This window comes from Paenibacillus sp. FSL R5-0486, assembly GCF_037975155.1.
GTDB lineage: Bacteria > Bacillota > Bacilli > Paenibacillales > Paenibacillaceae > Paenibacillus > Paenibacillus amylolyticus.
This window is the reverse complement of sequence record NZ_CP150237.1, coordinates 1,649,783-1,674,942: the sequence shown is the minus strand read 5'-3', so window position 1 is coordinate 1,674,942 and position 25,160 is coordinate 1,649,783. Positions and strand designations below refer to the sequence as shown.

Genomic DNA, 25,160 nt, shown 5'->3' with positions numbered 1-25,160 from the left:
TCCCTCCACCGAAACGATCCTAATTATTCAATAGGAATAATCCGCCTTCCGCTCAATGAAAAATCGCCCATCTTCAACCTGATCCTCACTACCCATAACTGCACCTATGCTTCTAACCACCCCTGGTAAAAACCACAGTTTGATGCTACTACGCATGTTACCCGAAGCATACGTCTGTTTCTCATCTGGATTCACACCAGTATTCAATCGAATTAGCGCCAGCATTCTGGACATTTTGCGTTCATTGTTACTATGCATCAATAGGAACAATCGGAGATGGTCCCTGTACGTCAGTTTGACTTTGATATACTTGGACAATTCCACACTGCCCTCTTTTGCTAGTTTCATCATATCCGCGATGGCGTTTGTAATCCCGTATAAGATTGCCGCCGATAATACCAGAAGTGGGTTCCCAAGCTTGCTGTGCTCAATTAACCCTTCTGCCGTCCGAATAGCCAGCCGCATCCCAAATATCTCCGCATATGCCGCAGCGATATTACCCGAAGGATTATGAAACCCGTAGACGATATACTCCAGTTCCTGATTCTCCAGTTTGAAAACATCACCAGCATCTCCATCACCTTCAGTCCAGGTAAATAACTGACCAAAATCCATGGAATTGAAATAGGCTAAAGCATATTCATTCTGAAATAATTCGTCGCCAAGACTGTCCAGCAGACCGGACATCCCGCCAAACAAACTGTCCATCCCCTTCATGGCATCGCCACCAGAGTCATAGGGGTCACCCGCAATCTCTGTCTTTTGGGCTTCCTCACGACTAGCCTCATTAAAAGAAATATTAGCGTTGTAATATTCCTCCAACTGTTTGAAAGCGTCCATGGAACCCGAACTTCCATTCTTAATCTGCGACAAGATTCGTTTGACTTCCTTCAATTTCCCTTTGGATTCTTTGTCATTCGCTTTGCGCTGGGCATCCGACCCACGACCACTCTCCAGCTGCTGTTTACTCTGTTGGATGAGATTGGCAGGACCACTACGTACATAGGTGTCCATATATCGTTCCGTAACCTGACTTGCCTGTCTGACCGCCGGTTTAATCGGAACACCGCCCATGGCCGTGACACTGCGAAGCTGTGTATTCAATTCCATGTTGTCTCTTCTGACGTTAGAGAAGTCCGAATTCTGGGAAACAACCCGTGCCTTCAACTGATCAAATAGGCTATCTGCCCTCACAAGCTCCGAAGCAAGAGAACGTGTGCTTTTAGCTTCACTGCCTGATCCAGTAGATGCAGGACTCGTCCCAGGCAAATTCGAGTTGCCGACGTTGTCATAGCTCGCATTCTGCGAACGGTTCTCCCCCTCCGCGATCACACGTTTCATTTCCTCATTAATCTTGCGTGCTTCTTCGATTTTGGACTGTGCTTCCTCCATCTTCGTTTGATGGGCCTGTAACGCGGGCTGTATGATCATGCTGATGCCTGTCACCACATTACCAACACCAGTCCGATAACGAGCCAGTTCCAATATGTATTGTTGCTCTCTGAACGGCAGTCCCTCATCCGCCTGTTTCTTGTTCAGATAATCTGCATAACGTGCAGCTGCCTCGGCAGCTGTCTCTGGTGTATCTTCCAGCATCTCTTCATAGATGGCCGGTGAAGGCGGGTCCATGATCAACTTCGGAAGATTCTTCAGTTTCTCCGCGGATTCCGTCTGATTAGCAATGGCTTCATCCAGTAATTCTTCACGTTTGTCATATAACTTCTGTAATTTTTTCAGCAAGTCTACCGTGTGCGCGGCTTCCTTCATCTCGTCTGATATCGGTTTGAACCGATTGATCACTTCAAGGCTAAAATCAACCGGAGCCCGATACTTCATATCCTCCTGAATCTGGCGATTAAATATATCGTATCTGCCCAGTTCACGCTCCATGCTCAGCGAAGTTGTATCCCACTGGATATCCAGAATGGGAAATCCATCTTTTACAGCTGAAGGCTTCACGCTATCATTCAACACTTTAGCCATAATTGCATCCCCACTGCTGTCCCCATACCCGAATAAACCATACTCCCGGAGTGATGTGTCATAGGCTGACATGACGGATCTCATTGCAGCATGTGTCATTCGTTCGGTCTGCACTTTGAATGCCGCTATACGAGCGTAATCAATAAATATAGCTACAAACATATAGACTCCAGCCAATATTAATATCAAAAAAAGGGTTACTGCCCCCGACTCACCGTCTTTTTTTCTAAACAGCTCCGCCCTCCTCCTTTTCTCACTTTTTGCTTTTGCCAAAATGCTGTACAACCTGCCCTGCTTCCGCAGCAGTACTCGCGGCTTCTCCGCCTTTTCCTTTAAACTTGGCTGCGTAATAACGGACCAGATCGACCGTTCGAATGAATTCAACCGGTTCAACAACTGCGGACGATCCTTGAGTGAGAACACGGTTACCTGAATCGAACAAAAAAGAAGGAAGAGGCAGAGAGATTACCTGGTCCAGCTTGGTCGTTATCTTCCGCTGAATTAGAGAATTCTGATACTCAATCGTTCCTTTCATGGGTGAGGGCATATGTTGCACCGCTTGTGCTAATTTCTGTTCCGAGAGACTTCCGCCTTCACCAGCTGGTACAGAAACGCTAACCTGATTGTCCGCTCCCGCCCAGCCAAACAGTGCGCCAAGCATACGATCGTCCGTCAGTCTCCAGTACAGATTGTCATGCTCTCCAGCGACAAATTCACCCGTCATCGCCTGCTTGTGGCTGTTGTCCCAGCTATAGGCTGCACGTTCGGAAGCTGCATAGGCGTGTTGATTCAAAAATGTCTTTTGATACATGTACATGGTGAAAAAGAGCAACAACACAAGAATAAACAGCACGACAGGGAAGATCAGGGAGGCTTCAACGGTGAAGCTCCCTTCTTCCTTTTTCAGCCTGTTAACCCGGGAAAAAATCATTACTTTTTGTGTCCACCTTGTTAAGAAGACCCGTTACTATGCGTTCAATTTCCTTCCTGAATAACAGCGCAATAATGATAATAACCCCGATAATCAGAATCAGCTCCAACGTGCCGAGTCCGTCCTCTTCTTTCCAAAATGCGCTTACCTTGTTTTTTAACACTTCCATCATCCCAATTCCTCCTACATATTCATCATCATAAAAGCAGGTGCCCCGATCATGACCACAATCGTAAAAAAGATTAGTACCATCGGAAACACCAGTTTGGAAGAAGCCTGTTCTCCCTTCGACCGACTAACAGCCTTGCGTTTCTCCCACAACACATGTGACAGATCCCGCAGCGCCAATACAAAGTCACCTCCCCCACGCCGGAAATTCAGCAGTACCGTCGTCGTGAAAATCGTCACTTCCTGCACGCCACAGCGGCGGCTGAACTGTTCAAATGATTGTTGAAATGAGTAACCATTATTCCAATCTCCCACGGTCTTTCTGAGTTCGTTGTACAGCGGATGATCCCGTTCTCCCTGGCTTGTCACACAGTGAACGATGGCACGCTGAACGGTCTCCCCAGCGCCTACCAGCAGAACAATTCGATTCAATAGCTCGGGCAGCTCCATGAGGATGTCCTGATCTCTTCGTTGGACCTTGGTATTGAGGTCTTTATAGAGTGCAAAAGGTAACGAGATACCCAACGCAAGTCCACCTACCATGCCTCCAATGCCCATATCTCCAACGAGTGTTAACAGACAACCTATCAGCAACATGAGCCACGTATAGGTCAGCATTTCAGCACAATAGAGCATCGTTTTCTCCCCACTGTGCTGTATGCCATACATTTTCTGAATGGCATGTTGCATTCGAAACATGAGCACAGGCAATCTGCGTCCAATCTCGAACTTGTCCAATAGAAACAGGAAAGGTCCATGCAATTTCTTCAGTCGTAATCCTTCCATATCCAGCTTGCGCAGATGCCGGTAGGTCTGTCCCCGGGTTCGATCCAGCACCAGCCATCCCGCTCCGAGCATCCCTGCGACTATAACGGGAAGCAGCATCGTTTCAGCTCCTTATACTTTGATATCCATAATTCGAGTAACCCACAGATAACAGCAGGCCAGTACTGCCAATGCACCACTAGAGATGAGGTACCCCATCCCGCTATATAACGGCTCCATAAAGTCCTTGGCGGTCAGATTGAGGAATATCAGAAAAATAAATGGAGCGGCAAACATCACCTTTGATTCGAACTTTTTCTGCGATACCGCGACCATAATATCCTGCTGAATGTCCAGCTTCTCACCAATCACCGCAGAGGTACGACGCACAACCTCAACCAGATCCCCGCCAGTTCGTTTGCACGTAATGAACACATCTGCAAAGTTCGTAATATCTTCAATCTGCGCCCGATCCGAAAAATCCTGTAGTGCCTCTTCAATTGGTTGTCCATACTCCATCCGTGTCCGCAATATCGTGAACTCACGAATCAGATCGGTATCCGCTTCCGGGTTCAACATCCGCAGATCCTCTACGGATTCCTTGAATCCATTTTCCACCGATTTTCCTGCGGCAAGTGCCGAAGATAATGCATATAATGCTTGCTTAAAATGTAAACTGAGTGTCATTCTTTTTCGTTCCAACAGCACTTTAGTCCAATGTTTTGGTACCCATATGCAACCCGCAGCCAGGATCGCTCCAGCCAACCAGTGATGGTAAAACAGAATTCCGATGCCAAAAAACAGCAGACCACTAATCAGCATACAGACCATTCGTTGTCTCCGGGAAAGCGTATATACGGTGTAATCCGTCAACATCTGTCTGGCTTCACCCAACAGTAATCACCTTCCAATAACTTCAATTCAGGTTGTTATCTGATGAATCTATTCCAACACTATATTGTTCTATGTATTCATCCAGCCATTCCCCGAGCCCAGCCATCTGAATTTTATCCACCTGATTCAACTTTCCAACCTGTACTAACCCGCCAATAATTTTGCCTTCACGCTCTTCTTGTTCCTGGAAACGAAACAGTGGATTCAGCATAACCTCACCGTCCTGCATGCCAATCACTTCACTGATCTCTGTCACCCGCCGTGAGCGGTCTCGTAGCCGGGACAGATGTACAAAAATATCGATTGCTGAACTAATCTGCTGCCTTACAACCGCAATAGGAAGATCCGCACCGCTAAGCACCATCGTTTCGAGTCTACTGATCATGTCCGAGATGGTATTCGCGTGCCCTGTAGACAAAGATCCATCATGGCCAGTGTTCATGGCCTGTAACATATCCAGCGCTTCTGCGCCCCTGACTTCCCCAATCACAATCCGGTTCGGACGCATCCGTAAGGAAGATTTGATCAGATCCCGAATAGATATCTGTCCCTTGCCTTCGGTGTTTGCATTCCGCGTTTCCAGCGATACCAGATTGGGTACCGTAACAATCTGTAACTCAGCCGAATCCTCAATGGTAATAATCCGCTCATCGGCAGGGATGAACTGTGATAATGCGTTCAGAAAGGTCGTTTTTCCCGATCCGGTCCCGCCTCCAATGAAGATGTTGTATTTGCTCCTTACCAACTGCTGCAATAATTCTGCCGCTTCTTCATGCAGGGCTCCCTTTTCAATCAGATCGGACATCTTCATCGGTTCACTGGGAAATTTACGAATCGTCATCGTGGGGCCTTTCAAGGCAATAGGCGGCAACACGATATTGACCCGCGAACCATCCTTTAAACGAGCATCTACGATTGGAGAAGACTCATTCACAATCCGGTTTACCCCAGACACAATCATCTGGATAATATCCTCGAGCCGTTCCCTGGACTCAAATTCAAGGGTGATCTGGCTGACTTCACCTTCCTGCTCCACAAAAATCTCCTTGTGACTATTGATCATAATCTCCGTAATATCGGGATGATCCACAAGTGGCTGCAAAATATCCAATCCACGAAAGGAGTCAAATAATCGCTGTACCAGCGTATGACGCTCTCCTGAGGTCAGATCATCCAGCTTCGGGTCAGTAAGAACTTTGCGTTCTATCCCCTGCCACAGTTCATCATCTCCTGCGGAAGAGGTTAAATCGAGGCCAGCCCTGACTTCCCTGCGCATCATCTGAAACTGTTCTTCACGCTCCAGTATTCTATTGGATGAATCCGTCATAGTGCCCACCGATCCTGCTTCTGAATTCGTCCCGTCTGCTTCAATTCTTCTTCGCCATCTTGTACCAGCATGGCACATAATCTCTTCACTTCACGTTGGAAGATCGGAGAACTAAGCATGACTTCCTCCTGACTGAGTTGCTTCCAAGAAGGAATATAGGGCAACACTGCATCCAGATGCAGATCAGGGCGTGGAAGTACATTGACGACATTGTCCCGATATTTGTTAACCACAAAGCGTGAACGCTCGAGCATACTTTCATACAAATCTGGCTTCGTACGCTCAGCATGCTGTAACCATTGTCCCCAACGATACATGGCAGATATATCATCCTCAACCAGCCAGACAAATGCATCTGCAGTATCCAACACCCCTTCACTGCGCCCATCCCAACCGGAATCCCCATCCAGAATCAACACGTCATACTGTCCACAATCCGTTAAATAACGAAGCAGATTCGACGTATCCTCACGAGTCATTTGCAACAGTTCTTTCCGATTCGATAATGGCCAGAACACATCGGATTTCAACGCTTCATGCCGGACCACATATCCATCTACGCCCTTCGATTGTACCTGTAACTGCTTACCGTTTTCCTTCCTGCCCACCTTCAGATCGTATAACAGGCGGGACAATCCCGTCTCCGCATCCGGGTGACGCTGCCCACTTCTAGTTAGTCCCTTTTCCAGAAACGGGAGCGTACTGTCCAGCGTCTCCAGATTCAGATAGAGAACAGCATAACCTGCAAGTCCCAATTGCTTCGCCATATGCAGGGCCACTGCCGTTTTGCCACTTCCACCCGAAGCGGATACTACACCGATGGAGAGAGTCTCTTGCCCTGGATGGTGAACCTTCTTACGGCGCGGCTGCCGGCAAGCATGCATCACAGCATCCAGCAAAGCAGGCAAGGGTTGATATTTCATCAGCCGCTTGGCCTCATCCACCTCTTCCATCCCTTCACTAAGCATTAGCCAAGGTACACCTGATACTTCTCCCCCGTTATTCAGCCAGTCATTCAGAAACTCCGGTTCCGCAATAACCAGATCCGGTAATTCTCGACCTTCTTGCTCTTTCATGTGATCCCTGAACGAATCCTCTTGGGAGAATGCCGTGAAACGCACATGAAGACCAGATGAATTTCCCTGTACATAATCAAGCCAGGCGCTAATGTAATCTCTATCCTTTGAAACCAGAACAACCTTCAGTACAATCAATTTTTCCTTCCCTCCCTGTCAAAAAGCACAAAAAAGCACCGTCCAATAACCGCATAAGTATGCAGTATATGGACGGTGCTTCCGTCACGTGCTATGAATGTATGGATAATATAGCATACAATTTCTGGGGGAGCAAGGGATTTATTCTAACCCTTTTTCCCTTAAGAGTTATACGGTGAATCGAACTCAATAATGTTACGGTCCGGATCAAGCACAAAAATCTGCGCGAATCCAGCCACACTGTCAGGTCTCGCTTCATACTCAATTCCCTGCTGCTCCAGCCAGGCTATAGTCCCTGAATAACTGGTGACCCAGATCGCAAAGTGGCCGTCTGTAGTATCAATCCCAGCCTCACGTAACGTGTGACCCTCCGGGTGCTGAAGCAGATGAAGCTGCTGGCTGCCGATAGCGTACCATGTACCCGTGGAGCGGAAGGCTGGACGTTCAATCTCCTGCATGCCTAGTAACCCCGAGTAGAACTTCTTCGCGATTTCCAGATCACGTACAGCCAGACTAACATGGTGGATGTGTGCATATTCAATCATCTTTTATATCCCCCTCTCTACTTCAATATGACTATACTATAACACCTTGAACCCTGACCATAATCTCCGCTAAACAGAAAAACACCCCTGATTCTAATCCGGTAAACCTCTCGGCTCACACAGATCTAGTTCAGAGGTGCTCTGCAAACGGCATACATTGATGCTTGCTTACCGCATTAAATCATCTTCAGCACATTTGGCATAACCAAATTATTTAGCGCTATCCAATGCTTCTTGTGGAATCTTGATCTCTTCCACTTGATCGTGGTTAGAAAATGTACTGTTCATCTTCATGTCCATCGTCATTTTCTGTCCATTCTGTTCCATCTCCATGACCATGTTTACATCCGTACCTGCAGGCAGATAGGTTTCCTTGTTAATCATATATTTCATCTTCATGCTTGTAATATTCATTTGTTCAAGCATCGCTTGGGTCTGGGCATTCGATCCGTTTTGCTCCATCACGGCTTTGGCCAGTTCCTTTACGTTATCACCGGATACGTCAGCGTTAATCACATAATTGTCGCCTTCTTCGGTCACTTCAGTATCTTCTTCAATCTTTTTGAATTGCTCCAATTCACCTTCGGGATTCATGCTTGCTTTCATCTGCTCCACCAATTCTTTGGTTTGAGCTTCAGGAATTTTAACCCATTGTTCTCCCACTTGTGAATAGATCATATCTGAAGTGATGTATTGCTTTACATTCTGCGCTTCCTGCCCAGACATTTCCAATTTCATCTCTTGGTAGATCATCATTGGATCTTTGATGATATCCATTTTGAGCGATGTTTTAACCTGTTGATCCTGTGACTGTTCACCAGCATCCAGTTTCAGATTCTGATCAATGTTTGCTTCAGTTGTGAAGCTTTTCATTTCTTTGGTTGCTGCATTCGTTTTGGTAATCAACTCATCCAGGGTAGGGATCTTTGTTTCCTGCTCCGCAGGTGTATTACCCTCATTAGATGTTTCATTGTTGGTCGCTGGCGGCGTTGCCGTGTTGTCTGTGTCGTTTCCGCATGCTGCCAAGCTTACTGCTAATAATGCCCCGATAATTAATGTAGTCCACTTCTTCAAGTTGTTTTCCTCCCAAAATAGATATGATCTGTAGTCATTACCCAATTATTTCCGCTATTAATCATCAAATTTGGATACAATGTGTCGCACGAGACTTTTTCACAGAAATCGATCTTTGATCTCCGGTGTAGGCAACATACACGCTTCATCCTTACCAAACCAGCGATAACGGTTGCGAGCAACCCAGTTATAGACTGCATTACGAATAAATTTCGGTATGATGATGAACACATATAACAACGGATAAGGAAACTTTAGACCCTTAGCCAATCGCAGTGCGGCGGTTGAACGTGTATAGTATTTTCCATTTTCAATCAGAACAAAGGTGTCCATACTGTCTGTCGACAAATTTCCCTTCGCCAGCAGTTCCTTGGCTACATCCGATTGAAGCGATGCAAAATGATATTTTCCTTCCGGGTCACGCTTGATAATCCATTTGGTTAAGCCCTGGCAGAAGTGACAGACACCATCCACCAGTACGATCGGATGTCCCTGATGCACATCTGTTTGATTTGCTGTCATATTGGCTGCCTCCTATTGTTGCGGTTAGAGTAACTTACCCAATCTGGGCCATCTTGTTCACTAATTCTAAATTTATTTCTAGAGGTAGTTCAAAAAGAATGAACACCGCTCTTTTTGAACACGCATTAATGGGAAATAAAAGAAAAAGAGCGCAGGCATTGTGCCCACGCTCGTATCTGTCCGACAATTACTCCGTAACTGCCTTTTCCATCCATTGGTCATCGATCATCTGTTGATGCAGGTCACTTGCCCACTGGTCCATACATTTGCAAATGAAATCTTTGCGACATACTGGACAAGGGGTTTTCTGCAGACGGCTGATATTGGTCATCTTCCATTCCGGGGAACGGGTGTAGAATACACGGCATTTTGTACCGTCTACCAAATTCATTTTGAATTCATACAATCCGTCTTCCTTGTTACCATAAGCTAATTCTAAATCTGCAATACGCGGTCTATAAGACATGGATATCACCTGTTTAATTCAAATTTGGTTCATGCAATGACACTACTCAGTACTAAGTTATATTAAAGAAAATTCAGATCAATGTCAACTCGCGCATGTCTACCCGCCAAACAGAATATCCAGAATCGTCCCTACCTGTCCCTGTTTTTTCCCTTTCAAGACATCCGGATCAAATACTTCAACATACCCGCAGGAAGCACAAGCCACGAACAAGTAGTGATTATGCTGTATATCAAACATCTTACTCAGGCCTGCTCCTGACATGGAAACTTCCTTAATGTTACAATCCGTACCCCTGCATTTTGTGCACACAAATCGCCGCTCGATCATCTCTTCAATACTCATCTTCGTTCCCCCTTTATGGAATGTGTAGCATGAAGTGAGAGTGCAATTATGTAAAATAGTACGCGATCTGGCATCTAATCTCCTGCATCATGTCCTTATATGATAATCAACACAAAACCCTGCCGATTGCCAGCAGGGCTTTGTAGTCGAACATCAGGTATCTGGGATACCCTGCTCTATATGTTCCCTTTACTTACCAGGAGTCAAATCTTAAACTACGTTTAATACAACATCAATGTTGCCGCGTGTTGCTTTGGAATATGGACAGAAATCATGCGCCTTGCGGGCCAGTTCCTCTGCTTGACTGTGATCTACACCAGGCATGCTAACGTCCAGACGAACAGACAGCTGGAAACCGTCATCCGCAGGGTCTTTACCAATGGATACGTTACTTGTAACGACCACATCCTCCAATTTCACACCTGCTTTGCGTGCTACATTGGCAAGGGCACTTTCATAACATGCTCCATATCCAGCGGCAAAAAGTTGCTCAGGGTTAGTACCTTCACCACCGGAGCCACCAAGCTCTTTTGGCATTTTCAGATCATGCTTAAGCACGCCATCCGAAGAAGTCACCGAACCTGTACGTCCACCTTTAACTGTCGCTACTGCTGTATATAAAGCTTCCATTCAGAATCTCTCCCTTATCCATATAGTTTTTTACTGCCTTCCTTTCAATTTAAACTTCCGGCTCATTTTGAAACGCAATTTTGTATCTTTATCAGCTTTTACAACTTTATTATTTTCATGCATTTCAATGCCATGGCTGTATTTTCCCTAAGGTTGGGTAATATACGAAGGGGCATATTCAAGCTACAACCGAAATTTTGTGCTGATACATAAAAGTTGCACTAGACAAAAATAATTGAAGGAGTACAATGTAACAATAAACATAAAAATTTAGATATATCATGAGCGGTTTGTACCGCATCAATATCTCCAAATCAATAATTCAAAGTCAGGTGATTATCGTATGAGTAAAAAAAATCCGTTCAACGCTCCTTCAAGAGAATCATTGTCTACTGCGGGCATGACCCCTTCCCTTGGAGAAGCACATAGTTCCATGAAAGTTCCGCAGAATGCTGCATGGTGGAAGAAATTCCTCGCCTTTGTAGGCCCAGGATACCTTGTTGCCGTAGGTTACATGGATCCGGGGAACTGGGCAACAGATATCGCAGGCGGCTCGCAGTTCGGGTATACCTTGTTATCCGTTATCCTGTTATCGAACCTGATGGCCGTTGTCCTTCAGTCGCTGGCTGGCAAGCTCGGTATCGTCACTGGACGGGATCTGGCTCAAGCCTGTCGTGAACGATTCAGCATGCCTGTTGTTATGATGTTATGGATTCTGTGTGAGCTTGCCATTGCAGCTACCGATCTGGCTGAAGTCATTGGTTCTGCCATCGCATTAAAACTGTTATTTAACATCCCCATGTTATACGGCGTTATCATCACCGCAGTTGATGTACTCCTGATTCTTGTTCTGCAAAACAAAGGCTTCCGCGCTTTGGAAACTCTCGTCATTGTGCTGATGGCAACCATCGCCCTCTGCTTCGGTATTGACCTGTTTCTGGCGAAACCGGATATGGGCGGTGTGCTCCATGGTTTTGTACCAAATGTTGAGATTCTGCAAAACCCGGCCATGCTCTATATTGCCATTGGTATTATCGGAGCAACCGTGATGCCGCATAATCTGTACCTGCATTCTTCCATTGTGCAGACCCGTCAGATCGAACAGACACCACAGGGCAAAAAAGAAGCCATTCGGTACTCGACCATGGATTCTACGATTGCGCTGACACTGGCCCTGTTCATCAATGCAGCCATCCTGATTGTATCTGCCGCTGTATTTCACAGTGCTGGTATGACGCAGGTTGCCGAGATCGCAGATGCCTATCATCTGCTGACACCTCTATTGGGTACTACGGTTGCAAGTATCTTGTTCGGTGTGGCGCTGTTAGCATCAGGTCAGAACTCTACCCTTACAGGTACACTCGCTGGACAGATCGTTATGGAAGGTTTCCTGAACATTCGAATTCCGGCTTGGCTGCGCAGACTGGTCACACGTCTGATCGCCATCATCCCGGCGGTAATTGTGACAGCCATTGCAGGAGAACATGGCACAGAAGAACTGCTCATTTTGAGTCAGGTCGTGCTGTCGCTTCAATTGCCCTTTGCTGTAATTCCCCTGGTGATGTTCACAAGTGATAAAAAAAGCATGGGTGCATTCGCCAACAAATTGTGGCTCAAAATCATCTCATGGGTCATTGCCGCGATTATCGTTGTGCTGAATGTATATCTGATCATTCAGACGATCCGGTTGTTCTAATCTCATTTTAATTGGCTAAATACTAAAAAGGCTGATCAACTCCGGTATTTTATACCCAGTTGATCAGCCTTTATTGTTGCAATCCAATAAACAACCATCTGAATCTAATCCTGATTTGGCATCAGTAACGGCAGGAGTTGATCCAATGAATCAACAGTCCAATCCGCACGGTTGTCATCCGATAGTTCTGGCTGTAATCTTCCGTAACCCTGCATAATTCGAATCGTACGCATGCCCAGATTCCGAGCAGGTATAATGTCGTTATCGATCCGATCTCCGATCATGACGGCTTCCTCCGGTTCACAACCGGCCTGCTTCAAGGCCACAGCGTATAACTCAGGGTCTGGCTTGGACACTCCTTCTTCAGCTGAACATGCCAGAACATCAACATACTTCCGCAAGCCGTAACTCTCCAGTCTCTCTTCCGTTCCAGGACTCTGATTGGCAATAATGCCAATGCGATAATGCCGTGACAACTGCTGAAGAACAAAATCTGCTGAAGGAAAAGGACGTTCAAGATCTTTTTGAAACTTCAGCTTGTCCTGAATCTGTTTTTGATGCCCCTCGTCTTCAACAAATGTGCGAATTGCCACTCTCATAGGCCATTGCTCATATTTTCGGTAACAGTTCGCGAACAGTTCGCGTACCGCCTCAATTGTCACCGGATACCCCAAAGCACAAGCTTCACGGACAAACTGTCCGATAATATCATCAACCGGCTCCCATTCATCCACCAGCGTATCTCCAACATCAAAAAACAACCATTTCAATCCACCTACATCCGGCACGCCAATTCCTCCTTGTAAGCATAAAAAAGAAGACTCACCATCCTGCATGAGTCTCCTCAAACTTCCGTTTATCGATACATTCAATTATAACAGGCACCTTACACCTGAGCAATCACAAGCTATGGCATTAACCATTGAGGAGAAAGCCAACTTCCCCATTGAGCGAATATACAATCCGGTCTGCGCCCATGCCCCGATAGATGCCCTTAGGATGACTCTGCTCCGTAATGACGCACAGGGATTTCGATGTCCATGAACGGCAGATCTGTAAATAACGACAGGTCAGATTCAGGCTGTTCTCGAAAATAAACACGTTGCCTACGCTGCCCTGCGGCAAAAACCATTTTTGAGCTGCAGCCGTATTCATGCGAATGACATGTTCTACTCCGATTCTACGGAGTCTGCGCTCTTCCCCTGCACTGTTGGTTAGAACGGCAAACGGCATTTTTTTGTACATCAGCAATTTGATAAATTTGCGTCCTGCTTCATTTGGAGCAGTCACTAAGATCATCTCAGTATCCATCATTCGTTCCTCCCTTGGCGTGAAAAGACAACAAAAAAGAAGCGTGGGGGACCAAGGCCTCCCGAACGCTTCTTAAATAACCCATGGCGAAAACACCATGAACCAGCGTACGGCTTGTTGCCTCTCCCTTTAACGCTTACGAGGTTAGCTGACGGATTCGGGCGCGAGAGTCGCCCTATTTCCGGCTGTCACCGGAAAATTCACCCCATGAATGCCCACTGTCCTGGACAGCGCATTCCGTTGGTTCCCCCGTTTCCCATTCATTAATGAATGGAAACTCAGCGATTAAAACATCGTTCGTATATCTTAAGGTAAGATCGAGCGATATTATCGTTTGTTTCGTTTTTCAAGTACAATTTAGTTTAAATTGAAATTACGTTATGAATCATACACCCCCGCCATGACGGTGTAAAGTCCTTACAGATCACCGAATCGGCAGATTTTTGCCAATACTCGTTCATAATAACGCTTACAATAAGGTTATACTCTATCCATCTCTTCAAGGCTATCTAATTCTCACTCTGGCGTAAATCACTTCGCAATTCATTCACGTATTCTGCACAACTTGCCTGTTTTGATGCTTTTAACACCATATTAGTTTTGCAATATTTAATTGCAACCAATATAATAGAAGATATAAGAGTAAATAAATGGAGGCGATTTAGATGACAGTCTACGATTACAAAGTGAATACCCTTCGCGGTCAAGAAGTTGAAATGTCCGACTACCGTGACAAAGTGCTCCTGATTGTGAATACGGCAAGCTCATGCGGCCTTACCCCTCAATTCAAAGGTCTGCAAGAATTGCAAGACAAGTTTCAAGATGCTCCATTTGAAGTTCTTGGTTTCCCAAGCAACCAGTTTGCACAGGAAAAAGGATCTTCCGACGATATTGCCGAGTTCTGTCAGATGAATTATGGCGTGAGTTTCCCCATGTTTGAGAAAATTGATGTGAACGGCTCAAGCGCTCACCCTCTTTTCCAACACCTTAGCACAGAGGCTCCTGGCCTGCTCGGCTCCAAAGCAATCAAATGGAATTTTACCAAATTCCTCGTGGATCAGAACGGACAGGTCATTAAACGTTATGCTCCCAAAACAACACCGGACAAGATTGAAGAAGATATCAAGAACTTACTTCAAAAATAATACACAGGCCACCCGTAGCCGGAAGGTAGAGCAGCATTGCCCCGGTAATGGGTGGCCTTTTTTTCTCAACTTTGATGTCATACTGTTCGAAAAAGACAAAAAAAGAAGCTTCCCATTAATGGAAAGCTTCTTTTTAATCGTTCATATGATGCGGTCGAGAGGACTCGAACCTCCACGGGCATACGCCCACTACCCCCTCAAGATAGCGTGTCTGCCATTCCACCACGACCGCATGTCGTAAATAATCGGCAACAGAATTGATTATACCGGGTTCAGAACTAAAAGTAAAGTATTTTTTAATACTTCTTTTTCAGCTAGGCATTTTCATCAAAAATCGCATAATCTCGTCATCTTTACCCATGAACTGCATATGATTAGATTTGATCCCCTCTTTTTCGGTAAGAGCCGATCTTTTTGATTCATTTATATATAGTCCTTCCTTATATATAGTCCTCCATGAACTTCACCACATAAATAACACAATAAGTTATATAAAATAACACAAATATTAAATTCCAGATTTAATCCATTAATTTTCACGGATACTATTGACAAAAAGCGGACATTTATGGGATGATAACTATCATATAATTCGGATTTTTAAACATAAAGCAAACAAAAAGGAATATAAATGTCACTTTAAGTGACATTTAACGAACACAGGAGGCGAATGATTGTGAACCGTGGGAATAAGCTGCTCGATTATGTCAAACTGCTTGATTCCTCTATTCAGGTTGGAGGGTTCACCCATTCCTTCGGCATGGATATCCATATCAGGGAGGGTACCATTCGTAATGCTGAAGATCTCGAATCATTCATGCGTTGTCAGTTGCATCCGAGCATCGTTCGTCTTGAAGGTATGGCCATCAAAGGTATCTATACTGCAGCAGATCACAAGGATACATGGCGGATAGCTCTTATCGACAAGCTTGTCCATGTTCAGCGAACCCCTGGAGATCTCAGAGAACAAGCTGCCGCCATGGGTAAACGATTGATCAGACTTGCACGAGCTCTGCACCCCTGGATTGAATTCAGCCAGCTCGAACAGATCTTTGCCAAATACGATTCGGTTGGCTGCCTCTCTACTGTTCATGCCTGGATTAACCACCACCTCGACATCCCGGTCGAAGAGGCGGTCCTTGGTTACCTGCATTCAGCCATGAATGCCTGCATAACCGAAGCCTCCAAAGTCATTCCCCTGAACAACGATACAACCAAGGATCTGATGGTCCGCCTGGCCACAGATCTGGAGAATGAATGGAAGACCGTCAGCGCCTCGGCTGCGGATGGACTGGCACAGCCAACCTCAATGTCCATGAAATCGTTTTTCCCCAGTTTCCATATGCTCGGAGCTGGACTTCATGCCTACAGGGCCTAATCCTCTTCCTCCTCATGCCTGCTCCCCTTCATTCAAAAAAACTAAAAAACACGCGGCAACCTCCTTGCCGACGTGTTTTTTGTCATTTTATTTGTTTTATTTACGTATTTACGCCATTTATAATCACAAAATACACTTTTTTCCGTCTTTTTTAATTGTTAGATGACGAATTTACGTATATAATAAAACATACAGCTCGCATTTCTATATATTCTACATGAAGAAAGGGCGGCTGAATACTACATTCTAACCAGGGGTGAACCCTTTTGAACAAGAAAAAACCAGTTACTCCGTTCGGATGGGCCATCAAACGACGGCTAACCGAACTTCAAGTGGACCAGAAGACCTTTTGTGAACAGCATGGCATCCCACCCTATCGTTTATCCAATCTTATTCATGGCACACGCAAAGCAACCCGATTCAGGCACCTGGTCGCTGATATTTTGGATATTCCAGATGAACTGAGATAAGATTTCTGCCAAAGGAGGGTCTCATCCATGAGACATGTTACATCCGATCTGGAGAGGCTGTCGTTCCAGTCCATACGTCACCAGCTCATCATCGTTGATGACAATTGGATTATCCAAAGTTGTAACCGTGCCTGGCAACAGGGACTTGGTCAATGCTCACCAAACCCGGATATACACAGTAGTCATAGACATTACCTGCATCTGACGGAAGCCTGGGCAAAACGAGGCAAGAACGCTAACATGGCACTTGTCGCACAGAATTTGAAAGAACGCGGAATACCCTTTAATCGAAATCATACATATGACATCTGCGTGTATACTGTATACAACGAAAAGAGGTGGTTTCGTGTAGAACTCACCCCTCTATCTTATGCAAATTCAATTCTGGATACCGATCTCGCTTTAATTGCACACATGGATATTACCGAACAAAGAAAGACAGAACACCAATTGAAGAAGGCATTGTCTGAAGTGCGCACATTGCGCGGACTGCTGCCTATTTGCGCCGTCTGCAAACAAATCAAGGACGAAGAGGAACACTGGAACTCCGTTGAGAGTTATCTGGAGAAGCATACCCACGCCGAATTCACCCATGACATCTGTCCGGAATGCATCCGGCGGTTATATCCGAAATACTCGAATATCCTGGACAAGCGTTCCTGAAACCTTTCTCCACTCGCCGACTAACTACAACTATACGGAGAGATGATGTTCAAACTGCGACATATCCAACTCTTGCGGTGTCCCATGCAGGGTTATGATTCCTTTGTCCATGATATAAATGTAATCTGCGGCACTTCGCACAAAATCAATACTCTGCTCTACCAGCAAAACCGAGAGGTTCCCCTTTGCCTTGAGCTGCAAAATTACCTGCCGAATGTCCTCCACGATAGAAGGCTGGATGCCTTCTGTCGGCTCATCCAGTAGCAACAACCCTGGACGCGAAGCCAATGCCCGGGCGAATGCCAACTGCTGCTGCTGTCCACCACTCAGATCCCCGCCCTGCCGTCCATACATCGTAGCAAGCACTGGGAACATCGCCAGTACATCCTCCGGGAACGTTTTTACTCCCGGTGCACTTGTCTCCAGACCGAGCAATAAGTTTTCTTTCACCGTAAGTTGCGGGAAAATCTCCCGCCCCTGCGGTACATAACCAATCCCTGCCCTTGCCCGCTTGGCTGTGTCCAAGGTGGATAACTCCTGATTTTGCCACTGAATACTACCCTTACGTGATTTGAGCAGCCCCATTAATGTTTTCATCAACGTTGTTTTCCCCACACCGTTACGGCCCATCAGACACACCACCTGTCCGGGCTGTACATCCAGGTTCACACCACGAAGCACATTGCTTTCCCCGTAGCCGGATTCAATTCGTTGCAACGACAGCATGGTCATCCCTCCTTTTGCCCAGATACACTTCTGCCACTTTCGGGTCTGCCTGTACCTCCGCCATCGTACCTTCCTTCAGCAGTTTCCCTTCATGCATCACCGTTACCTTGGCTGCGAACTCTCGCACAAACTCCATATCATGCTCCACCACCACAACCGAGCGCTCACGCGCAATCTCTTGCAGAAGTCGCCCGGTCTTGTGTGTTTCTTCATCCGTCATGCCTGCGGCTGGTTCGTCCAGCAACAACACCCGTGGCTCCTGCAGAAGCAACATGCCAATCTCCAGCCACTGCTTCTCCCCATGTGATAACGCTCCTGCACGAGCATCAACGCGGTCTTGCAGACCAATCTGGAGGGTAACATGCTCCATGGCAGCACTCATTTTCCCATATCGACGAATACCGATGGCTTGCAAAGGGGAACGGCGAGTCTCCGCCGCCAGCGTCAGATTCTCCTGCACCGTCAGACCTGCAAAGATCGATGGCGCCTGGAATTTTCGTCCCACACCTTTGCGAACAATCTGGTGCTCCTTCAGTCGTGTTAATTCTGTGCCATCCGCCATCTTCACCGAGCCGGACACGGGTTTTGTTTTGCCACATATCACATCCAGCATCGTTGTTTTCCCTGCACCATTGGGTCCGATCAGAAAATGCAGGTCATGTTCATGCAGCTTCAGATTCATGCCTTTGACAGCAACGAACCCACCAAAAGCCACCGTAATATCCTCGGCTAACAACACCGCTGATTCCTCAGTAGACTTTAGGTTTTTCCCGAGTGACTTGGACATGCGCACTCTCTCCTCTCCGCTTCAGCAAGCGAACGACATGACGATATACACCTACAATACCGTTTGGCATGAACAAAACTACCGTTACAAAAAGCCCACCAATGACAAACAGCCACCCTTCAGGGTAAGCCTCACTTATGCCTGTTTTGGCTGCATTCAGCACCACCGCTCCGATGACCGCTCCAATAAGCGTACCGCGACCACCCAATGCAACCCACAGGACCATCTCAATGGAGGGTACAATCCCCATCATCGATGGCGAGATAATACCCACCTGAAGAACAAACAACATGCCCGCGATGCCTGCAAGCGCACCGGAAAAAGCAAAAGCCAGCGTTTTATAGCCTGCCGGATCATATCCGAGGAATCGCACCCGATTCTCTCCATCACGCGCAGCTTCGAGCACTTGGCCGAACCGACTGTTCACCATTCGACGACAGAGCACATACGCAATCACCAGAACAGCAAGCGTTATATAGTAGAGAGCAATCGTCGTTCCAGCGGAATGAAGTGTAAAACCAAAGATCGAATTATATCCGGTGATGCCATTTGTCCCACCCGTCCATTCCTGTTTACCAACAAAGAGTGTTACCATAATAAGAACCAAAGCTTGAGTCAGGATGGTAAAATAAACACCGGTGATCCGGTTGCGGAACGTAAACCACCCCAGAGCAAAGGCAAGCAATGCCGGAAGGGCTATCCCCAATAACAGCGCCACCGGGAAAGAGCGAAATGGTTCCCAGAACCACGGCAGACCACTGAGACCACTCCATCCCATGAAGTCAGGAAGCGTTGCTCCACTAGCCTGAAGCTTCAGATACATCGCCATCGCGTACCCACCCAGACCAAAGAACACCCCATGCCCAAGACTTAGCACACCCCCATATCCCCAGATCAGATCGAGACCGATGGCCAGGATTGCCAGCGCCAAAAACTTGGCTAACAGACTCAGACGAAACTCCGTGGAGATTAGTGGAGCAAGACACATCATGATCAGTACAACCGCCCAGATGATTCTCATTTTCAGACTGCCAGTCTTGAGTAATGCCGACATGAACTAACCCCCTTTTTCACGTTAATCGAGACTCCGTGTGCGCATCGCGACCAATCCGCGTGGTTTCCATTGCAGGAAAGCAACGATACATACAAACACAAGCACCTTGCCAATGGAGGCCGAGGTATAGGTTTCGAACAGCGTGTTGAACATACCAATCCCCAATGCACCACACACGGTTCCAACCAATTTCCCAACGCCACCCAGAACAACGACCATGAACGCATCCACAATATAATACGTACCAAGCGAAGGACCAATCGGACCAATGAGCGTTAATGCACAGCCAGCAATTCCGGCAATGCCCGAACCAATCGCAAAGGTCATGCCATCCACCCGCCGGGTCGAAATCCCAAGACACCCCGCCATACTCCGATTCTGCATCACAGCCCTCATTCGTCTTCCGGAAGATGTTCGATAGATATAGAGATACATACACAGCAGCACAACCGCAACCAGTGCGATAATGAAAATTCGTTTATACGGAAATACAATACCATCCGAGATCGCCAATCCCCCATTGAGCCAAGCCGGACTGGATACTCCCACGTTTGGCGCTCCGAATATCGTACGGGCCAGTTGTTGCAGCATCATGCCTACACCCCATGTCGCAAGCAGACTATCAAGCGGCCTGCCATACAGATGCCTGATCAGAACCACTTCAAGCAACCAGCCAATTAGAGCCGCTACAATGAACGCAATCGGCAGAGCCACAACAAAATAGGCACCAAACCACGTTGCTGGAGCATAGGACATGAACAGATTTTGTGTTACATACGTCGCATATGCACCGATCATGATCAGTTCACCGTGAGCCATATTGATGACATTCATCAGCCCAAACGTTACTGCAAGCCCCAATGCAATCAACAACAGAATTGAACTGATACTCAGGCCATTGAACATCTGCAGGATAAACATATCCATCGCTATCCCCTCCTCCATACCGTGACTCTCGATATTTCACATGAATTCAATTAGCGGCAGTAACATTTTTCACATCACAGTAACGCTTTACCGCGATACGGTAAGAGGATGTGTTGTCACACCCTCGTTTATGTTTCAGCTGCTTTGAAGCGAGTTGCCTGTTTTATTGCGAGGTTTCTATGTTATTTAGCGCTGAGGGTTGCTCCCCATTCATACGTTTTCAGATAAGGGTCCGGCTTGACAGGCTCACCAGAATTCCACAATTCCTTGAACTGCCCATCCTCCTGCACCTCACCGATCCGTACGGTTTTGTAGATATGCTGATTCTCTCCATCCACGGTTACCTTACCTTCCGGAGCATCAAACTCCAGACCCTTGGCAGCTGCCTTCACCTTCTCCACGTCGGTTGATCCTGCTTTTTCCACCGCCGCCTTCCAGAGATAAACCGCCACATATCCCGCTTCAATCGGATCAGCTGTCACTCGATCAGCACCGTATTTTTCTTTATACTTGGCAACAAATGTAGCATTTTCAGGTGTATCCGTTGTCTGATAATAATTCCACGAAGCCAGGTGCCCCTTCAATACGTCTGCGCCAATACCACGGATTTCTTCCTCCGCCACACTTACCGAGAGGGTCGTCATCTGATCCGAGGAGATTCCGGCATCCTTCAATTGTTTGAAGAAGGCCACATTGCTATCTCCGTTCAGCGTATTGTATACAATATCCGGCTTCGCAGCTTTGATTTTGCTAATGATCGTACTGTAATCGGTATGGCCCAGCGGTGTGTATTCTTCACCCACTACTTGGCCGCCTTCTGCTGCGAGTTGTGCCTTAATGACCTGATTGGCCGTTTTTGGGAATACATAATCTGAACCGAGCAGATAAAACGTCTTGCCCCTGTTCTCCAGTAACCAGGTTACGGATGGAACGATCTGTTGATTGGTTGTTGCTCCTGTATAAAAAATATTTGGCGACGATTCCAATCCCTCATATTGCACCGGGTAAAACAATAAACCTTTATTCTGTTCAAACACCGGGAGCATAGCCTTCCGACTTGCAGAGGTCCATCCACCAAATACAGCAGCGACCTTATCCTGTTGCAGTAACTTTCCAGCCTTCTCCGCAAAAGTAGGCCAATCCGAAGCGCCATCCTCAATTACAGGTTCAATCTGTTTACCCAAAACTCCGCCCGCGGCGTTGATCTCTTCAATGGCAAGCATCTCCGCATCTTTAACAGATACTTCACTGATCGCCATCGTTCCGCTGAGAGAGTGAAGAATGCCAACTTTAATCGGTTCACCGGATGCAGCCGGCTCTCCTGTACCACCTGAACCCGAAGCTTCAGGAGGCGCAGTGCCCTCCACACATCCTGTCATCACAATGACCGCACCCAGCAAAATACTCCATAACTTGACCGACCTCTTCTTCAATAGCCTACACTCCCTTTTTTTAGTCTATTGACGAACATTAAGGTCATTTGCGTCCGAAATGTTCGTTGATCCAAATTATGGAGGGTTCCTCTCTTCATGTCAATATAGCTTACATAATTTTATTTCATGCCTACTCGTTTCATGCATACTGCTAATATGCCTTGAAGCTTATTGACAAAGGATTCACCCTGTGTGAGTATATTTAACATACAATATGATCCATGAACATATCAGACATTATAAGCGAAAGGTCGGATTGCCTTGCACTGGACTGAGCAGGAAAAGGAAAAACTCCTGATTACCGTGGCCGCTAACCTCGCCCGTGAACGAAGAGCACGCGGACTCAAGTTGAATGTTCCCGAAGCCATCGCCTTGTTGACCTCCGAACTGATGGAACGAGCACGGGATGGAATGAGTGTTGCCGAATTAATGAGATACGGAGGCACCATCCTGACACGTGAAGACTGTATGGATGGTGTTCCCGATATGATTCCTGAAGTACAGGTAGAAGCCACATTTCCTGACGGCACAAAACTGGTTACTGTACATGAACCTATACGCTGAGAAAGGCAGGAGAAACCATGATTCCTGGTGAATACCGTTTGAAGCCAGATGACGACATCATCTGTCATCCGGATCGTTTAACCCTACGACTCCTTGTCCTTAACCGCGGCGACCGCCCCGTCCAAGTTGGCTCTCACGTTCACTTCTATGAAGTTAATGCAGCACTGGACTTTGATCGCACGTCAGCTTTTGGACATCGCCTGCACATTCCGGCAGGCACCGCAGTTCGCTTCGAACCCGGTGAAGAGAAACCGGTTGAACTCACAACCTTTGGCGGCAAACGCCAGATTCACGGGTTCAACGGATTAACCGAAGGCTCTGCGGATCAAGCCCCCGATCCAGTGAAACTGGAGGCATTCCTGAAGACGTTCTCCCCTCCCATACAAGATGGAGGTGAACCTTCATGAAACGAATGAGCCGTGAACAATACGCGTCCATGTTTGGACCAACAACCGGCGATGCCGTAAGACTTGCGGATACCGAACTATGGGCAGAGATTGAACATGATTATGCCGTATATGGAGATGAGAGCAAGTTTGGGGGCGGCAAGGTTATCCGCGACGGGATGGGCCAGTCTACCACTGCTCTGCGAAGCGACGGCACCCCTGATACTGTCATCACTAACGCTATCATTATCGATCATTGGGGCATTGTAAAAGCGGATATCGGCATTCGAGATGGTCACATCTGCGCCATTGGCAAATCCGGTAACCCGGATACAATGGATGGTGTTCATCCCGCACTGGTCATCGGTGCTTCCACCGAAATCATCGCCGGTGAAGGCATGATTGTAACCGCTGGCGGCATTGATACCCATATTCATTTCATCTGCCCACAGCAGATTCAGACTGCGTTATCCTCCGGGGTCACGACCATGATCGGCGGGGGAACAGGACCAGCAACAGGAACCAAAGCCACCACCTGCACACCAGGAGCCTGGCACATCCACCGGATGCTGGAGTCCGCAGAAGCTTTTCCCATGAACATCGGTTACCTTGGCAAAGGCAACAGTTCCAGTACCGCACCTTTAATTGAACAGATTGAAGCTGGGGTAATCGGCCTGAAGCTACATGAAGATTGGGGCACTACCCCGAGCGCTATCGACGCTTGTCTGACTGCCGCCGGGGAACATGATGTTCAAGTGGCTATCCATACCGATACATTGAACGAAACCGGATTTCTCGAAAACACCCTGGCTGCAATCAACGGCCGGACGATCCACACGTACCATACGGAAGGCGCTGGTGGCGGACACGCACCGGATATTATCCGGGCCGCTGGGGAGTCCTACGTTATCCCCTCATCAACCAACCCAACACGACCATACACACGCAACACCGTAGAAGAGCACCTTGATATGTTGATGGTGTGTCACCATCTGGACCCTTCCATCCCGGAAGATGTAGCTTTTGCCGATTCACGGATTCGTCCAGAGACAATCGCAGCCGAAGACATTTTACATGATCTTGGCGTGTTCAGCATCATCAGTTCCGATTCTCAAGCCATGGGCCGAGTGGGCGAAGTCATTATCCGCACCTGGCAGACAGCCGACAAAATGAAAAAACAGCGCGGCAAACTTGAGCTCAACCCGAATTCTCCCTCCGATAACGATCGGATCAAGCGATATGTCGCCAAGTACACTATCAATCCAGCTATCGCTCACGGAATCGGTCATCTCGTCGGTTCGGTGGAAGTTGGCAAGCTGGCAGATCTAATCATATGGAAACCGGCTTACTTCGGTGTTAAACCCGAGATTGTCATTAAGGGTGGCATGATCACATTTGCCCAGATGGGTGATCCCAATGCGTCCATCCCGACACCTCAGCCGGTATTTGGCAGACCGATGTTCGGAGCCTATGGTAGCGCCATTGCCAGCGGATCGATCACATTTGTCTCCCAAGCCGCAGCAGAAGCAGGGATCAAAGAGTCATTGGGCCTGAAAAAGCGGGTTGAACCCGTTAAAGGCTGTCGCTCAGTAAGCAAAAAAGACATGATTCATAACGACGTCACCCCTGTCATTGAAGTCGATCCCGAAACCTACGAGGTACGCGCCGACGGCGAGCTTCTCACCTGCGAACCCGCAGACGAGTTGCCTATGGCACAGCGGTACTTTATGTTCTGATAGGAATACGGATTAGCTGA

28 protein-coding genes, 1 tRNA gene and 1 riboswitch are annotated in these 25,160 nt (G+C 47.1%); of the genes, 8 read left to right on the top strand and 21 right to left on the bottom strand.

The window, feature by feature from the left end; translation table 11 throughout:
* Window positions 1-27: 27 nt before the first annotated feature.
* The 13 genes from MKY01_RS07390 to MKY01_RS07330 form a co-directional block, all read right to left on the bottom strand.
* Entirely contained in the window at window positions 28-2,256 is a 2,229-nt protein-coding gene (locus MKY01_RS07390; protein ID WP_339286037.1) for a hypothetical protein, read from the bottom strand.
* The gene (locus tag MKY01_RS07385) at window positions 2,237-2,914 is read right to left on the bottom strand and encodes a TadE/TadG family type IV pilus assembly protein (RefSeq protein ID WP_339286036.1); all 678 of its coding nucleotides are present in this window, start codon (window positions 2,912-2,914) and stop codon (window positions 2,237-2,239) included. Before MKY01_RS07385 ends, MKY01_RS07390 begins: the two co-directional genes overlap by 20 nt.
* Window positions 2,895-3,086: a Flp1 family type IVb pilin gene (locus tag MKY01_RS07380; RefSeq protein WP_282319039.1), complete on the bottom strand. Its 192-nt coding sequence runs from the start codon at window positions 3,084-3,086 to the stop codon at window positions 2,895-2,897. The genes MKY01_RS07385 and MKY01_RS07380 overlap by 20 nt, the downstream gene beginning before the upstream one ends.
* 11 nt (window positions 3,087-3,097) lie before the next feature.
* Complete coding sequence (locus MKY01_RS07375; RefSeq protein WP_339286035.1) at window positions 3,098-3,967, bottom strand: type II secretion system F family protein; 870 nt, start codon at window positions 3,965-3,967, stop codon at window positions 3,098-3,100.
* Window positions 3,968-3,979: 12 nt separating this feature from the next.
* The gene (locus tag MKY01_RS07370; protein WP_051153986.1) at window positions 3,980-4,723 is read right to left on the bottom strand and encodes a type II secretion system F family protein; all 744 of its coding nucleotides are present in this window, start codon (window positions 4,721-4,723) and stop codon (window positions 3,980-3,982) included.
* Between the two features lie 40 nt (window positions 4,724-4,763).
* Window positions 4,764-6,068: an ATPase, T2SS/T4P/T4SS family gene (locus MKY01_RS07365; protein WP_339287112.1), complete on the bottom strand. Its 1,305-nt coding sequence runs from the start codon at window positions 6,066-6,068 to the stop codon at window positions 4,764-4,766.
* Window positions 6,065-7,282, bottom strand: coding sequence for a ParA family protein (locus MKY01_RS07360; RefSeq protein WP_339286034.1), 1,218 nt, complete (start codon window positions 7,280-7,282; stop codon window positions 6,065-6,067). Before MKY01_RS07360 ends, MKY01_RS07365 begins: the two co-directional genes overlap by 4 nt.
* Window positions 7,283-7,443: 161 nt before the next feature.
* A complete protein-coding gene (locus tag MKY01_RS07355) occupies window positions 7,444-7,827 on the bottom strand; it encodes a VOC family protein (RefSeq protein WP_047842030.1) in 384 nt (127 codons plus the stop codon).
* 210 nt (window positions 7,828-8,037) lie between these two features.
* On the bottom strand, window positions 8,038-8,901 hold the full coding sequence (locus tag MKY01_RS07350; RefSeq protein ID WP_339286033.1) for a DUF6612 family protein: 864 nt from the start codon (window positions 8,899-8,901) through the stop codon (window positions 8,038-8,040).
* Window positions 8,902-9,000: 99 nt separating this feature from the next.
* A complete protein-coding gene (locus MKY01_RS07345; RefSeq protein ID WP_036610812.1) occupies window positions 9,001-9,423 on the bottom strand; it encodes a thiol-disulfide oxidoreductase DCC family protein in 423 nt (140 codons plus the stop codon).
* A 187-nt stretch (window positions 9,424-9,610) separates the two neighbouring features.
* Entirely contained in the window at window positions 9,611-9,889 is a 279-nt protein-coding gene (locus MKY01_RS07340) for a hypothetical protein (RefSeq protein ID WP_036610814.1), read from the bottom strand.
* Between the two features lie 99 nt (window positions 9,890-9,988).
* The gene (locus tag MKY01_RS07335) at window positions 9,989-10,234 is read right to left on the bottom strand and encodes a zinc ribbon domain-containing protein (protein WP_036610816.1); all 246 of its coding nucleotides are present in this window, start codon (window positions 10,232-10,234) and stop codon (window positions 9,989-9,991) included.
* A gap of 210 nt (window positions 10,235-10,444) precedes the next feature.
* Window positions 10,445-10,864, bottom strand: coding sequence for an organic hydroperoxide resistance protein (locus MKY01_RS07330; RefSeq protein ID WP_036610819.1), 420 nt, complete (start codon window positions 10,862-10,864; stop codon window positions 10,445-10,447).
* 400 nt (window positions 10,865-11,264) lie between these two features.
* Here MKY01_RS07330 and MKY01_RS07325 point away from each other — a divergent pair, with 400 nt between their 5' ends.
* On the top strand, window positions 11,265-12,560 hold the full coding sequence (locus tag MKY01_RS07325; protein WP_036611122.1) for an Nramp family divalent metal transporter: 1,296 nt from the start codon (window positions 11,265-11,267) through the stop codon (window positions 12,558-12,560).
* Between the two features lie 104 nt (window positions 12,561-12,664).
* On the opposite strand, the gene MKY01_RS07320 is transcribed toward MKY01_RS07325, so the two are convergent.
* A complete protein-coding gene (locus MKY01_RS07320) occupies window positions 12,665-13,348 on the bottom strand; it encodes an HAD family hydrolase (RefSeq protein WP_339286032.1) in 684 nt (227 codons plus the stop codon).
* 127 nt (window positions 13,349-13,475) lie between these two features.
* Window positions 13,476-13,874 carry a hypothetical protein gene (locus tag MKY01_RS07315; protein WP_235193755.1) on the bottom strand — a complete coding sequence of 133 codons (399 nt, stop codon included), beginning with the start codon at window positions 13,872-13,874 and terminating at the stop codon, window positions 13,476-13,478.
* Between the two features lie 115 nt (window positions 13,875-13,989).
* Window positions 13,990-14,165, bottom strand: a riboswitch (cyclic di-AMP (ydaO/yuaA leader).
* Between the two features lie 371 nt (window positions 14,166-14,536).
* On the opposite strand from MKY01_RS07315, the gene MKY01_RS07310 reads away from it, so the two are divergent.
* Window positions 14,537-15,016 carry a glutathione peroxidase gene (locus MKY01_RS07310; RefSeq protein ID WP_036610823.1) on the top strand — a complete coding sequence of 160 codons (480 nt, stop codon included), beginning with the start codon at window positions 14,537-14,539 and terminating at the stop codon, window positions 15,014-15,016.
* Window positions 15,017-15,165: 149 nt separating this feature from the next.
* Here MKY01_RS07310 and MKY01_RS07305 read toward each other — a convergent pair.
* Window positions 15,166-15,248: transfer RNA gene (locus MKY01_RS07305), tRNA-Leu, on the bottom strand.
* Between the two features lie 444 nt (window positions 15,249-15,692).
* On the opposite strand from MKY01_RS07305, the gene MKY01_RS07300 reads away from it, so the two are divergent.
* From MKY01_RS07300 to MKY01_RS07290, 3 genes are all read left to right on the top strand, one after another.
* Window positions 15,693-16,394, top strand: coding sequence for an urease accessory UreF family protein (locus MKY01_RS07300; protein ID WP_162158974.1), 702 nt, complete (start codon window positions 15,693-15,695; stop codon window positions 16,392-16,394).
* Window positions 16,395-16,660: 266 nt separating this feature from the next.
* Complete coding sequence (locus MKY01_RS07295) at window positions 16,661-16,864, top strand: hypothetical protein (protein WP_017690011.1); 204 nt, start codon at window positions 16,661-16,663, stop codon at window positions 16,862-16,864.
* A gap of 27 nt (window positions 16,865-16,891) precedes the next feature.
* Window positions 16,892-17,527 carry a hypothetical protein gene (locus MKY01_RS07290; protein WP_253506406.1) on the top strand — a complete coding sequence of 212 codons (636 nt, stop codon included), beginning with the start codon at window positions 16,892-16,894 and terminating at the stop codon, window positions 17,525-17,527.
* A gap of 30 nt (window positions 17,528-17,557) precedes the next feature.
* On the opposite strand, the gene urtE is transcribed toward MKY01_RS07290, so the two are convergent.
* The 5 genes from urtE to urtA form a co-directional block, all read right to left on the bottom strand.
* Window positions 17,558-18,253, bottom strand: coding sequence for an urea ABC transporter ATP-binding subunit UrtE (gene urtE / locus MKY01_RS07285; protein WP_282319049.1), 696 nt, complete (start codon window positions 18,251-18,253; stop codon window positions 17,558-17,560).
* Window positions 18,231-19,040, bottom strand: a complete 810-nt coding sequence (gene urtD / locus MKY01_RS07280) for an urea ABC transporter ATP-binding protein UrtD (protein ID WP_127544206.1) — start codon at window positions 19,038-19,040, stop codon at window positions 18,231-18,233. Before urtD ends, urtE begins: the two co-directional genes overlap by 23 nt.
* On the bottom strand, window positions 19,003-20,094 hold the full coding sequence (gene urtC, locus MKY01_RS07275; protein WP_076319163.1) for an urea ABC transporter permease subunit UrtC: 1,092 nt from the start codon (window positions 20,092-20,094) through the stop codon (window positions 19,003-19,005). Before urtC ends, urtD begins: the two co-directional genes overlap by 38 nt.
* 21 nt (window positions 20,095-20,115) lie before the next feature.
* Window positions 20,116-21,021 (bottom strand): urea ABC transporter permease subunit UrtB, encoded by a 906-nt coding sequence (gene urtB, locus MKY01_RS07270; RefSeq protein ID WP_101314096.1) that lies wholly within the window; start codon window positions 21,019-21,021, stop codon window positions 20,116-20,118.
* A gap of 182 nt (window positions 21,022-21,203) precedes the next feature.
* Window positions 21,204-22,454 (bottom strand): urea ABC transporter substrate-binding protein, encoded by a 1,251-nt coding sequence (gene urtA, locus MKY01_RS07265; RefSeq protein WP_282319054.1) that lies wholly within the window; start codon window positions 22,452-22,454, stop codon window positions 21,204-21,206.
* A 261-nt stretch (window positions 22,455-22,715) separates the two neighbouring features.
* On the opposite strand from urtA, the gene MKY01_RS07260 reads away from it, so the two are divergent.
* The 3 genes from MKY01_RS07260 to ureC are packed head-to-tail and all read left to right on the top strand — an operon-like array spanning window position 22,716 to window position 25,140.
* On the top strand, window positions 22,716-23,018 hold the full coding sequence (locus MKY01_RS07260; protein WP_076209470.1) for an urease subunit gamma: 303 nt from the start codon (window positions 22,716-22,718) through the stop codon (window positions 23,016-23,018).
* 17 nt (window positions 23,019-23,035) lie between these two features.
* Window positions 23,036-23,425, top strand: coding sequence for an urease subunit beta (locus MKY01_RS07255; RefSeq protein WP_036610844.1), 390 nt, complete (start codon window positions 23,036-23,038; stop codon window positions 23,423-23,425).
* On the top strand, window positions 23,422-25,140 hold the full coding sequence (gene ureC / locus MKY01_RS07250; RefSeq protein WP_036610857.1) for an urease subunit alpha: 1,719 nt from the start codon (window positions 23,422-23,424) through the stop codon (window positions 25,138-25,140). Before MKY01_RS07255 ends, ureC begins: the two co-directional genes overlap by 4 nt.
* The last annotated feature ends 20 nt before the right edge of the window (window positions 25,141-25,160 follow it).